We start from the raw sequence: 12,078 nt of genomic DNA on the forward strand, positions 1-12,078 counted from the left end.
TTCCGCTGCCCGGGCGTGCCGGTGGTGCCGCTGCTGGCGATCGGCTTCTGCCTGTTCCTGATGGCGCACCTGCAGGCACTGACCTGGATCGCCTTCCTGGTATGGCTGGCGCTGGGGCTGGTGATCTACTTCGCCTACGCGCGGCGCTCCGACGCGGCCTTCATGAAGGCCACCGCGCGCGGCTCGTTGGCATAGGCGGCGTTGATGCGAATCCAGGCCGAGGTCTCGCCGCCGGGCCGGAAGTAATTGCCCGGCGCCAGCGTCACGCCGTATTCCTCGCCCAGCGTCACCAGGTCGCGCGAATCCTCGATGAAGGGCGGCCGCGCCCACAGGAAATTGCCGCCGCTGGGCTCGCAGAACACGTCCCAGCCGCAGCCGGCCAGCTGCCGCACCGCGTTGGCCGACGCCTCGCGCACGCGCAGGCGCAGCCGCTCGACGTATTTGCGATAGCCGCCGCGCTCCAGCAGCGCCGCCGTCACCGCTTCCGCGAAATGCGAGCCGGCGACGCTGGTCAGCACCTTGACGTCGACCAGGTCCTTGACGAGCGCCTTGTCCGCCACCACGTAGCCGATCCGCAGCGACGCCGACACCGTCTTGGAAAACCCGCCGATGTAGATCACATGCTCCAGCTGGTCCAGCGTGGCCAGCCGGTCGGTGAAGTGCGTCTGGAAGTCCGAGAAGATATCGTCCTCGACAAAGCGGAAGCCGTGCCGGCGCGCCAGCTCCAGCAGCCGGAACGCGACCGGCGGCGCCAGCGTGGAGCCGGTTGGGTTCTGCAGCACGCTGTTGGTGAAGAACAGCTTGGGCTTGTGCTGGCGCAGCAGCGCCTCGCACGCGTCGGGGTCCGGCCCGTGGGGCGTCTGCGGCACGCCCACCAGTTGCACGCCATGCAGCCGCAGCAGGCCGAACAGGTTGTAGTAGCCGGGATCCTCCACGAACACGGTATCACCCGGCTTGAGCAGGTGGCGCACCACCAGGTCCAGCGCCTGGCTGGCACCGCTGGTAATCAGCACTTGCGGCAACTCGGCCGCGATGCCGAGCTGGCGTACGCGCAGCAGCACCTGCCGGCGCAGTTCCGGATGGCCCAGCGGCGTGGCATAGTCGATCACGCTTTCAATCTCGGTGCGCGAGATCGCGCGGATCGCCTGCTGCAGTCCTTCCACGTCGCGCCAGGTCTCGGGCACGAAGCCGCCGGCCAGTTTCAGCGTGCTGCTGGGATGGTTGAACTGCTCCAGGATGTGGTCGGAAAGATCCTCCGCCAGGCTGGGATCCGACCAGCCGCGCGCCGAGCGCCCCGCGAGCGGGCTGTCCGCCACGTAGAAGCCCGATCCCTGCCGCGAATCCAGCAGCCCCTGCGACACCAGCCGGTCATAAGCCTCGATCACGGGGAAGCGGCTGATGCCGTTTTCCGCAGCCAGCTGGCGGATCGACGGCAGTTTTGCCCCCGGCCGGGCCTCGCGGTTGCCGATCCACGACTTCACGCCATTGACGATCTGATCGGTCAATGGAATTCCGGTGGAAGCATCTAAGATAAGTTTCATAGGCAGGGCAGCCGGGGGAAACCGGGATATGCAACTGTCAGGGAAAACTACTGAACAGTTCATCGAAAACTGTTCACAACTGTACATGGGATTGTCGTGAGGGATGCGAATAATGGATGCGTGGCGGGGATATCGAGACCGCCAGGCTGACAAGGAGTGCATCATGCGCGAACTACGGACTTTCGAACTGGACGAGCCCGGGCAGCCAGTGAGCTGGCGCGCCGGTTACGGGCAGACCGTCTGCGCGGCGTCGGGCAAGCTGTGGGTGACGGTAGAGGGCAATCCCAACGATATCTGGCTGGAACCCGGCCAGGAACTGGCGCTGCCGGAAGGCTATCGCGTATGGCTGTCGGGCGATGGCCCGGGGGCACGCTTCACGCTGGCACAGACGCCCGCACCGTGGTCGATGCGGCGGATGGCGGCGTGGCTGCACGCGCTGCGGCATCGGGTCGAAGAACACAGCACGGATGCGTTTGGGGAATGCCCGCGGATATGGGCGTTGTGCCGGTGATATCCGGCATTGCTGGCGAAGTACCAGGAAGGCCACCGCGAGGTGGCCTTTTGCTTGCCTGCTATCCACCGCGGGCACCTACTCTATAAGCACCGCTGCGCCGCGCCGTTGGGGTTCTGCCCCATTGATTGACGTTTACGTCAACGTCATATAATCGAGGAGCCCCAACCCGGGGCCAGCCCGCGCAGTTCCGGCCAAACCGGCACAGACCAGCACCCCAGGCGGACCCTCGCGGTAGCAGCCAACACCCAGAGACGGTGGAGACAATGACCGACCTTTCCGATGTGCATGATGCGCGCCGCGGCGCGCCGCAGCCCAAGCCGGCGGAGCAGGGCCGCGGTCCGGCCAACAAGGTGCGCTTTGTCACGGCGGCGTCGCTGTTCGACGGCCATGACGCCTCGATCAACATCATGCGCCGCATCCTGCAGTCGCACGGCTGCGAGGTGATCCACCTGGGCCACAACCGCTCGGTCGAGGAAGTGGTCACGGCGGCCTTGCAGGAAGACGCGCAGGGCATTGCCATTTCCAGCTACCAGGGCGGCCACGTCGAGTATTTCCGGTACATGGTCGACCTGCTGCGCGAAAAGGGCGGCGAGCATGTGCAGGTCTTCGGCGGCGGCGGCGGCGTGATCGTGCCGGACGAGATCCGTGAGCTGCAGGCCTACGGCGTGGTGCGCATCTACAGCCCGGAAGACGGGCAACGCATGGGCCTGGCCGGCATGATTGCCGACATGGTGCAGCGTTGCGACATCGACCTGTCGTGCTACGCGCCCACTTCGCTCGATCCGGTAGCCAGCGGCGACCGCCGCGCGCTGGCGCAGCTGATAACCGCGCTCGAAAACGGCAAGGCCGATTCCGCGCTGGTGCAGGCGATGCATGCGCGGGCAAAGCAGGCATCGATTCCGGTCCTCGGCATCACCGGCACTGGCGGCGCCGGCAAGTCTTCGCTGACCGACGAACTGATCCGGCGCTTCCGCCTCGACCAGCAGGACGCGTTGTCGATCGCAGTGATCTCGATCGATCCGTCCCGCCGCAAGTCGGGCGGCGCGCTGCTGGGCGACCGCATCCGCATGAACGCGATCAGCCATCCGAACATCTTCATGCGCTCGCTGGCCACGCGCGAGGCGGGGTCGGAGATCTCGCAGGCATTGCCGGACGTGATCGCGGCATGCAAGGTGGCGGGCTTCGACCTGGTGATCGTGGAGACCTCGGGCATCGGACAGGGCGACGCCGCGATCGTGCCGCACGTGGACCTGTCGCTGTACGTGATGACGCCCGAGTTCGGCGCGGCCAGCCAGCTCGAGAAGATCGACATGCTCGACTTTGCCGACTTTGTCGCCATCAACAAGTTCGACCGCAAGGGCGCGCAGGATGCGTGGCGCGACGTGGCCAAGCAGGTGCAGCGCAACCGCGAGCAATGGCATGGCAAGGCCGAGGACATGCCGGTGTACGGCACGCAGGCGTCGCGCTTCAATGACGATGGCGTGACCATGCTGTACCAGGGGTTGCGCGCGGCGCTGGCCGAGCGCGGCCTGAAGGTGCGGCCCGGCGCGCTGCCTGAGCTGTGGGGGCGCATCTCTACCGGCCAGAACGTGATTGTGCCGCCGGCACGCAGCCGCTACCTCGCCGAGCTGGCCGACACCGTGCGTGCTTACCACCGCCGCGTGGCCGAGCAAAGCCGGATAGCGCGCGAGCGCCAGCAGTTGCGCGAATCGAGCCGCATGCTGCAGGCCGCGCAAGGCCAAGGCGACGGCGGCAACGCACTCGATGCACTCGCCGCCGAACGCGACAGCGCGCTCGGCCAGGTCGAGCGCAAGCTGCTGGCGATGTGGCCGCAGATGCGCGAAGCCTATAGCGGCGACGAATACGTGGTGAAGATCCGCGACAGGGAAATCCGCACCGGCCTCGTCACGACGACGCTGTCAGGCACCAAGGTGCGCAAAGTGGTGCTGCCGCGCTTCGAGGACGACGGCGAGGTGCTGAAGTGGCTGATGCGCGAGAACGTGCCCGGCAGCTTCCCGTACACCGCCGGCGTCTTTGCCTTCAAGCGCGAGAACGAGGACCCGACGCGCATGTTCGCCGGCGAGGGCGATGCCTTCCGCACCAACCGGCGCTTCAAGCTGGTGTCCGAGGGCATGGACGCCAAGCGCCTGTCGACCGCGTTCGACTCCGTCACGCTGTATGGCGAAGACCCGCACATGCGTCCTGATATCTACGGCAAGGTCGGCAACTCGGGCGTTTCTATCGCCACGCTCGACGACCTGAAGGTGCTGTATGACGGCTTCGACCTGACCAACCCGTCGACGTCGGTGTCGATGACCATCAACGGCCCCGCGCCGACCATCCTGGCGATGTTCATGAACACCGCCATCGACCAGCAGCTCGACAAGTTCCGCGCCGACAACCAGCGCGAACCGACCGCCGACGAAGAGGCCAAGATCCGCGCCTGGGTGCTGCAGAACGTACGCGGCACGGTGCAGGCCGATATCCTGAAGGAAGACCAGGGCCAGAACACCTGCATCTTCTCCACCGAGTTCTCGCTCAAGGTGATGGGCGATATCCAGGAGTACTTCGTGCACCACCAGGTGCGCAACTTCTACTCGGTGTCGATCTCCGGCTACCACATCGCCGAGGCTGGCGCGAATCCGATCTCGCAGCTCGCCTTCACGCTCGCCAATGGCTTCACGTACGTCGAGGCGTACCTGGCGCGCGGCATGCACATTGACGACTTCGCGCCCAACCTGTCGTTCTTCTTCTCCAACGGCATGGATCCGGAATACAGCGTGCTCGGCCGCGTCGCGCGCCGCATCTGGGCGGTGACGATGCGCGACAAGTACGGCGCCAACGAGCGCAGCCAGAAGCTCAAGTACCACATCCAGACCTCGGGGCGCTCGCTGCATGCGCAGGAGATCGATTTCAACGATATCCGCACCACGCTGCAGGCGCTGATCGCGATCTACGACAACTGCAATTCGCTGCACACCAATGCCTACGACGAGGCCATCACCACGCCCACCGGCGAATCGGTGCGCCGCGCCCTGGCGATCCAGCTGATCATCAACCGCGAATGGGGCGTGGCGAAGTGCGAGAACCCCAACCAGGGCAGCTTCCTGATCGAGGAACTGACCGACCTGGTGGAAGAAGCGGTGCTGCAGGAGTTCGAGCGCATCGCCGAGCGCGGCGGCGTGCTGGGTGCGATGGAGACCGGCTACCAGCGCGGCAAGATCCAGGAAGAATCGCTCTACTACGAGCAGCTCAAGCACGACGGCACGCTGCCGCTCATCGGCGTGAACACCTTCCGCAACCCGGATGGCGACCCGGTTCCGCAAAAGCTGGAGCTGGCGCGCTCGAGCGAGGCCGAGAAGCAGAGCCAGCTGGACCGCCTGCACGCGTTCCAGCAGTTCCATGCCGTCGAGGCGCCGGCGATGCTGCAGCGGCTGCGCCAGGCGGTGATCGACAACCAGAACGTGTTCGCGGTGCTGATGGACGCGGTGCGGGTCTGCTCGCTGGGGCAGATCACGCACGCGCTGTTCGAGGTCGGCGGGCAATACCGGCGCAATATGTAGACCCGGATCCACGCGGTGACCGGTAATCGCGCAGGGGCGGCCGCGGTGAAGGGCCGCCCTGCGTTACACTCGAATGCTGCGCCGCACCGTAAGCGCAACATAGCGCCAGGCAGCAACAAATCCAGAGACAACCGCAAGACAAGACCATGGACAGCCAGTACAACCCGAACAATATCTTTGCCAAGATCCTGCGCGGCGAGATGCCGTGCATCAAGGTGTACGAGGACGACGACACCATCGCCTTCATGGACATCATGCCGCAGGCCGACGGCCATACGCTGGTGGTGCCCAAGGAAGCCGCGGTCAATCTCTTCGACCTGTCGGAGCAAGCCGCACAGGCGGCCATCGTGGCTACCCAGCGCGTGGCGCGCGCGGTGCGTGCGGCCTTCAGCCCGGACGGCATCTCGATCGGCCAGTTCAACGGCGCAGCGGCGGGCCAGACCGTGCCGCATATCCATTTCCATATCGTGCCGCGCTACAACGACCAGGCGCTGCGCGGCCATGCGCGCGACATGCAGGAGCCGGAAGTGCTCAAGGGGCATGCCGAGCGCATCATCGCCGCGCTGGGCCAGCAGGCGGACTGACACCAGACATCGATAAGCAACCAGCAAACAGAGGAAGAGAAGATGGCAATCAGGACAGTAGGTATCGTCGGTGCCGGCACCATGGGCAATGGCATCGCCCAGGCCTGCGCGGTGGTGGGACTGAACGTGGTGATGGTCGATATCAGCGACGCCGCCGTGCAGAAGGGCGTGGCCGCCGTGGCGGGCAGCCTGGACCGGCTGATCAAGAAGGAGAAGCTGACCGAGGCGCAGAAGGCCGACGCGCTGGCGCGCATCCAGGGCAGCACGTCGTATGACGATCTCAAGGCGACCGACATCGTGATCGAGGCCGCCACCGAGAACTATGACCTGAAGGTCAAGATCCTCAAGCAGATCGACAGCATCGTCGGCGAGAACGTGATCATCGCGTCCAACACCTCGTCGATCTCGATCACCAAGCTGGCCGCGGTGACCTCGCGCGCGGACCGCTTTATCGGCATGCACTTCTTCAACCCGGTGCCGGTGATGGCCCTGGTCGAACTGATCCGCGGCCTGCAAACCAGCGACGCTACCCATGCCGCCGTGGATGCGCTGGCCAAGGAGCTGGGCAAGTACCCGATCACGGTCAAGAACAGCCCCGGCTTTGTCGTCAACCGCATCCTGTGCCCGATGATCAATGAAGCCTTCTGCGTCCTGGGCGAAGGCCTGGCCTCGCCGGAAGAGATCGACGAGGGCATGAAGCTGGGCTGCAACCACCCGATCGGGCCGCTGGCGCTGGCCGACATGATCGGCCTGGACACCATGCTGGCCGTGATGGAAGTGCTGTACACCGAATTCGCCGACCCGAAGTACCGCCCGGCGATGCTGATGCGCGAGATGGTGGCTGCGGGTTATCTGGGCCGCAAGACGGGCCGCGGCGTTTACGTCTACAGCAAGTAATTCATGCGGCACTTGCTGCGGATGATGCGTCGCTCCGTGCCGGGGCGACGTCCGGCTGTACCGCTTCAGGGGCTGCCGCGTGCGGCTCCTGTCATTTCCCCGATTGGGACCTTTCGCCAAAATCCCGCTTACACGTCGTTATAAATGGAAACACTCCGCCGCATCCAGTAACAGGAATGCCGGGTACAGTGCACCCATTCCATTTACGACAAAAAAGATACCCAATGCTGCCTCCGGTTCTTATAGCTGCCCTGCTGGCGGGCGCGATGTCGCTGCTTGCCGCCCGTTCCGCCATGGCCCATGTCGATGTCGGTGTGCATATTGGCACGCCCGCGCCGGTCTATGTTGCCCCTGCGCCGGTCTATGTGGCGCCGCCGCCGCCGGTAGTCTATGCGCCGCGTTATCACGGCTGGCATGGTGACCGTTACTGGGACGGCCGCCGCTGGTATGGGCGGCATGAGTGGCATGGGCACCGCCATCACCATCGCCACCATGGGCACCACCACCATCGCCACGGACATGGCCACGGACATGGCCATCACGGGCACCGCCACTGAGCGGCCGCGGCGCCGAGGCGCCGCCGCTCAGCGCAGCAGCACCAGCCGCGGCACCGCGTCGGCGCCGCTCCACACCACCGCGTTCTGGCCGTATTTCTCGCCCAGCAAGCGCGCATCTTCAAGCGACAGGCCCGGCACCAGATAGCTGGGCTCGGCCGGCCAGCCGTTGGCGGGATGTTCGCCGGCGGCCTCGATCGCACGCAATCCCATTGCCGCTACGTCCTGCGCCAGCGCCTGCTGGCGCGCCGCGTTGGCGGCGTCATCGCAACGCTGGCTGAAGGGGTTGGCCGCGGTAATGAAGGCACTGCACGCTACGCCAAGCAACTTGTGCAGCGTTGCCAGCGGCGCGCTGGCCTGCCCGACCCGCAAGGTCATCGGCGCATCGCCCAGCACGCGATAGTGCGTTTCGCGATAGGCCTGCAGCGTGGCTGCGTCGATGACGGTGGCCACCGCTACTCCCCGTACTGCCGCAAGCCGTCCAGGTCCAGCACTTCGATCACGCCGTAGTCCACCCGCACCAGTTTCTGTTGCTCCAGCACCTTGAGCGCCTGGTTGGCGCGCTGGCGCGAAATGCCGGCGAGCAGGCCGATCTCTTCCTGCGAGATCTCCAGCGTCTTGCCGATGCCCGGGTAAAGGTGCTCATTGAACAGCGACGACACCGCGCGCGCCACGCGTGAATCGATATCGAGCGAGCGTTCGTATTCCACCGCCGCGATGAACTGGCCCAGGCGCTCGTTGAGCTGTGTCAGCAGGAAACGCGTGAACGGCAGGCTGGTCTCCAGCAGCCACTGAAAAGTCTCGAGCGGCAGGAAAGCGATGGTCGAGCGGCGCAGCGCCATCACGTCGTACTTGCGGATCTCCGACTTGAGCACCGCACCTTCGCCAAACCAGCCGCCGGTGGGCACGCCGGTAAAGGTCACCGACTTGCCCGAGGGCGAGACCGTGGTGATCTTGACGATGCCCTCCAGCACGCCCATCCAATGCTCGGCTTTGTCTCCCTTGTGGCAGACGTAGTCGCCCTGGTTGTATTCACGCACGCACATCGCGCGGCGCACGCGTTCACGTTGCGCGGGGCTCAGGTCTGCTGCCCACACGCAGCGGTCGACAAAATCGTTCAGCATGGCCTGAAAAAGCTCCCGTAGGGATTAACCCGGAATTGTCACCGGCGTGACAACCCCGGTGGTTGGCATGGGCTATCGTACGATCACAACGGAACCGCGGGTGCCAGAAGGGGCACGCCGGGAAGGCAGAAGACGCTTCCCCCGGCCCCTCCAGACAAGGCACAGACGGGCTTGATGCGATGCGGCAGATGCCGCCGGGCAAAGCAAGCCAAGTATAACGACCGGACCGGCGCTTGACACCGGGCGTGGACCCCCACGCCGGAGGGACAGGAGACAGCGATGCAGGAATCGTCGGCGACGACCTTCCCGCGATGGCTGCTGGCGCACGCCCAGCAGCGGCCGGATCATCCGGCCTATCGCGAAAAGGATCTCGGCATCTGGCAGACATACAGCTGGGCCCAGGCGGCACAGCAGGTGAGGGCGCTGGCATGTGGTCTGGCCGCACTCGGATTCAAGCGCGGCATGAACCTGGCGGTGGTGGGCGACAACCGCCCCCGCCTGTACTGGGCCATGACCGCGGCGCAGGCGCTGGGCGGCGTGCCGGTGCCGCTGTACCAGGACGCCATCGCCAACGAGATGGTCTACGTGCTCAACGATGCGGAGATCGACTTTGCCATCGTCGAGGACCAGGAGCAGGTCGACAAGCTGCTGGAAGTCGAAGCACAGCTGGCCGAGTCCGGCCGCGCCGTGCGCCACGTCATCTATGAAGACCCACGCGGCCTGCGCGACTACGAGCATCCCTCGCTGATGTCGTACGAGCGGCTGCAAGAACTGGGGCGCGAATATGACCAGGCGCATCCGGGCTTCTATGACGAAGCGATTGCCGCCGGCCAGCCTGGCGATACCGCGATCATCCTCTACACTTCCGGCACCACCGGCAAGCCCAAGGGCGTGTGCCATTCGCATGCGGGACTGATTGGCTCGGCGCGCAATGGCTGCGCGTTCGACCGCCTGACCGCGAAGGACGACGTGCTGTCGTACCTGCCGATGGCATGGGTGGGCGACAACCTGTTCTCGTATGCGCAGGCGATGGTGGCGGGCTTCACGGTGAATTGCCCGGAATCGCGCGAGACCGTGATGACCGACCTGCGCGAGATCGGCCCGACCTATTACTTCGCACCGCCGCGCATCTATGAAGGCCTCCTGACGCAGGTGATGATCCGCATGGAAGATGCGGGCTGGATCAAGCGCAAGCTGTTCCACTGGGCGATGGACGTGGCGCGCCGCTGCGGCGCGGATATCCTCGACGGGCGCCCGGTGCCTGTCATGGAGCGCGCGCGCTATGCGCTGGGCGAAGCGCTGGTCTACGGCCCGCTGCGCAACGTGCTCGGCATGAGCCGCATCCGCGTGGGCTATACCGCGGGCGAGGCGATCGGGCCGGACCTGTTCCGCTTCTACCGCTCCATCGGCGTGAACCTGAAGCAGTTCTACGGCCAGACCGAGACCTGCGCCTACGTGTGCCTGCAGCCTGACGGCCAGGTCAAGTTCGATTCCGTGGGACCGGCCGCGCCGGGCATGGAAATCCGCATCGCCGACAACGGCGAGGTGCTGGTGCGTGGCGTGGGCCTGCTCAAGTCCTACTACAAGCGCGACGACGCCACGCGCGAGGCCATCAACGACGAGGGCTACTTCATGACCGGCGACGCCGGCGTGATCGATGCCGACGGCCACCTGAAGATCATCGACCGCGCCAAGGACGTGGGCAAGCTCGCCGACGGCTCGATGTTCGCTCCCAAGTACATCGAGAACAAGCTCAAGTTCTTCCCGTACATCAAGGAAGCGGTGGCCTTCGGCAACGGCCGCGACGAGGTCTGCGCCTTCATCAACATCGACTTCGAGGCAGTGGGCAACTGGGCCGAGCGCCGCCACCTGCCGTATGCGGGCTATGTCGACCTGGCCGCCCAGCCGGACGTGATCGAGATGATCGGCGAATGCGTGAACCAGGTGAATGCCGACCTCGCCAACGACCCCATGCTCGCCGGCTCGCAGGTCGCGCGCTTCCTGATTTTGCACAAGGAGCTGGACCCGGACGACGACGAGCTGACGCGCACGCGCAAGGTGCGCCGCGGCTATATCGCCGAGAAATACGGGGTGCTGGTGGATGCGCTCTACGCGGGCAAGTCCGAGCAGTTCATCGAGACGCGCGTCAAGTTCGAAGACGGGCGCGAAGGCAGCGTGTCGGCCACGCTGAAGCTGGTCGATGCGAAGCGCCTGCCAGCGGCGGCGCGCGCGGCATAAGAGCATAGGGCGGAGGCATCAACATGACGCAAGTGGCCTGGCAAGGTGGCGGCAAGCCTGAATGGACCGGCACCGCACGTACCGACGCAAGCGCGGCCGGCGGCAGCGGCGCGATGGCGCCTGCGGGCCCGCTGTCCCCGGCGGGACTGGCGGACGACAGCAGCGCGCAACCCGGCACGCATCACGCGCAGCGCACCGGCGAGCACGCCCGCACCGGCGGCGAGGTGATCCTGGACCTGCAGCATATCTCGCTGTCGTTCGGTGGCGTGAAAGCGTTGACCGACATCTCGTTCGACGTCTGCGAGCACGAGATCCGCGCCATCATCGGCCCCAACGGCGCGGGCAAGAGTTCGATGCTGAACGTGATCAACGGCGTGTACCACCCGCAGCAGGGACGCATCGTGTTCCGCGGCGAGGAGCGCAAGCAGATGCACCCGACCGCCGCTGCGCGGCAGGGCATCGCGCGCACGTTCCAGAACATCGCGCTGTTCAAGGGCATGACGGTGCTCGACAACATCATGACCGGGCGCAACACGCAGTTCCGCACCGGGCTGTTCGCGCATGCGCTGTGGTGGGGGCCGGCACGCAATGAAGAGATGCGCCACCGCCAGAAGGTGGAAGAGGTGATCGATTTCCTGGAGATCCAGTCGATCCGCAAGACGCCGGTGGGGCGCCTGCCGTATGGCCTGCAGAAGCGCGTGGAGCTGGCGCGTGCGCTGGCCGCCGAGCCTTCGATGCTGCTGCTCGACGAACCGATGGCCGGGATGAACGTGGAAGAGAAGCAGGACATGTGCCGCTTCATCCTCGATGTGAACCGGCAGTTCGGCACCACCATCGTGCTGATCGAGCACGACATGGGTGTGGTGATGGACATTTCGGACCGCGTGGTGGTGCTGGACTACGGCAAGAAGATCGGTGATGGGACGCCCGAGGAGGTCAAGGGCAATCCGGACGTGATCAAGGCGTATTTGGGAACATCGCACTGATTGTTTGCTCCCCTCTCCCGCAAGCGGGAGAGGGGAGCAACACCAGAGCGTGAGCAATGCTGATAGGCAAGCAAAGG

The 12,078-nt window shown here is 65.5% G+C and carries 11 protein-coding genes; 8 read left to right on the plus strand and 3 right to left on the minus strand.

From position 1 onward, the window contains the following. The coding region (locus tag J8I82_RS08365; protein ID WP_280906301.1) for an amino acid permease C-terminal domain-containing protein at positions 1-195 on the plus strand (195 nt) is incomplete at its 5' end. Here J8I82_RS08365 and J8I82_RS08370 read toward each other — a convergent pair. Next, a complete protein-coding gene (locus tag J8I82_RS08370) occupies positions 135-1,541 on the minus strand; it encodes an aminotransferase-like domain-containing protein (protein WP_209756245.1) in 1,407 nt (468 codons plus the stop codon). The two genes, J8I82_RS08365 and J8I82_RS08370, sit on opposite strands and share 61 nt — an antisense overlap. A 163-nt stretch (positions 1,542-1,704) precedes the next feature. Between J8I82_RS08370 and J8I82_RS08375 the strand changes: the two genes are divergently transcribed. The 5 genes from J8I82_RS08375 (at position 1,705) to J8I82_RS08395 (ending at position 7,656) form a co-directional block, all read left to right on the plus strand. Then, positions 1,705-2,052 (plus strand): DUF2917 domain-containing protein, encoded by a 348-nt coding sequence (locus J8I82_RS08375; RefSeq protein WP_209756247.1) that lies wholly within the window; start codon positions 1,705-1,707, stop codon positions 2,050-2,052. Between the two features lie 266 nt (positions 2,053-2,318). Then, on the plus strand, positions 2,319-5,618 hold the full coding sequence (gene icmF / locus J8I82_RS08380) for a fused isobutyryl-CoA mutase/GTPase IcmF (RefSeq protein WP_209756249.1): 3,300 nt from the start codon (positions 2,319-2,321) through the stop codon (positions 5,616-5,618). A gap of 146 nt (positions 5,619-5,764) precedes the next feature. Then, a complete protein-coding gene (locus J8I82_RS08385; protein WP_209756250.1) occupies positions 5,765-6,202 on the plus strand; it encodes an HIT family protein in 438 nt (145 codons plus the stop codon). A gap of 42 nt (positions 6,203-6,244) precedes the next feature. Further along, positions 6,245-7,099 carry a 3-hydroxybutyryl-CoA dehydrogenase gene (locus tag J8I82_RS08390; RefSeq protein ID WP_209756252.1) on the plus strand — a complete coding sequence of 285 codons (855 nt, stop codon included), beginning with the start codon at positions 6,245-6,247 and terminating at the stop codon, positions 7,097-7,099. Between the two features lie 224 nt (positions 7,100-7,323). Then, positions 7,324-7,656 (plus strand): hypothetical protein, encoded by a 333-nt coding sequence (locus tag J8I82_RS08395; protein WP_209756254.1) that lies wholly within the window; start codon positions 7,324-7,326, stop codon positions 7,654-7,656. Positions 7,657-7,683: 27 nt separating this feature from the next. On the opposite strand, the gene J8I82_RS08400 is transcribed toward J8I82_RS08395, so the two are convergent. Then, positions 7,684-8,106, minus strand: coding sequence for a DUF3293 domain-containing protein (locus tag J8I82_RS08400; protein ID WP_209756256.1), 423 nt, complete (start codon positions 8,104-8,106; stop codon positions 7,684-7,686). A gap of 2 nt (positions 8,107-8,108) precedes the next feature. Continuing rightward, entirely contained in the window at positions 8,109-8,777 is a 669-nt protein-coding gene (locus J8I82_RS08405; RefSeq protein ID WP_209756258.1) for a Crp/Fnr family transcriptional regulator, read from the minus strand. Positions 8,778-9,056: 279 nt separating this feature from the next. Here J8I82_RS08405 and J8I82_RS08410 point away from each other — a divergent pair, with 279 nt between their 5' ends. Then, on the plus strand, positions 9,057-11,015 hold the full coding sequence (locus tag J8I82_RS08410) for an AMP-dependent synthetase/ligase (RefSeq protein WP_209756260.1): 1,959 nt from the start codon (positions 9,057-9,059) through the stop codon (positions 11,013-11,015). A gap of 23 nt (positions 11,016-11,038) precedes the next feature. Continuing rightward, the gene (locus tag J8I82_RS08415) at positions 11,039-12,001 is read left to right on the plus strand and encodes an ABC transporter ATP-binding protein (RefSeq protein ID WP_209756262.1); all 963 of its coding nucleotides are present in this window, start codon (positions 11,039-11,041) and stop codon (positions 11,999-12,001) included. Positions 12,002-12,078: the final 77 nt, after the last annotated feature.

The organism is Cupriavidus consociatus, assembly GCF_017814975.1.
GTDB lineage: Bacteria > Pseudomonadota > Gammaproteobacteria > Burkholderiales > Burkholderiaceae > Cupriavidus > Cupriavidus consociatus.

Excerpts from the sequence above, each read along its gene's own strand:
- J8I82_RS08370 (WP_209756245.1), bottom strand. The coding sequence starts at position 1,541 with ATGAAACTTATCTTAGATGCTTCCACCGGAATTCCATTGACCGATCAG.
- J8I82_RS08375 (WP_209756247.1), top strand. The coding sequence starts at position 1,705 with ATGCGCGAACTACGGACTTTCGAACTGGACGAGCCCGGGCAGCCAGTG.
- icmF (WP_209756249.1), top strand. The coding sequence starts at position 2,319 with ATGACCGACCTTTCCGATGTGCATGATGCGCGCCGCGGCGCGCCGCAG.
- J8I82_RS08385 (WP_209756250.1), top strand. The coding sequence starts at position 5,765 with ATGGACAGCCAGTACAACCCGAACAATATCTTTGCCAAGATCCTGCGC.
- J8I82_RS08390 (WP_209756252.1), top strand. The coding sequence starts at position 6,245 with ATGGCAATCAGGACAGTAGGTATCGTCGGTGCCGGCACCATGGGCAAT.
- J8I82_RS08395 (WP_209756254.1), top strand. The coding sequence starts at position 7,324 with ATGCTGCCTCCGGTTCTTATAGCTGCCCTGCTGGCGGGCGCGATGTCG.
- J8I82_RS08405 (WP_209756258.1), bottom strand. The coding sequence starts at position 8,777 with ATGCTGAACGATTTTGTCGACCGCTGCGTGTGGGCAGCAGACCTGAGC.
- J8I82_RS08410 (WP_209756260.1), top strand. The coding sequence starts at position 9,057 with ATGCAGGAATCGTCGGCGACGACCTTCCCGCGATGGCTGCTGGCGCAC.
- J8I82_RS08415 (WP_209756262.1), top strand. The coding sequence starts at position 11,039 with ATGACGCAAGTGGCCTGGCAAGGTGGCGGCAAGCCTGAATGGACCGGC.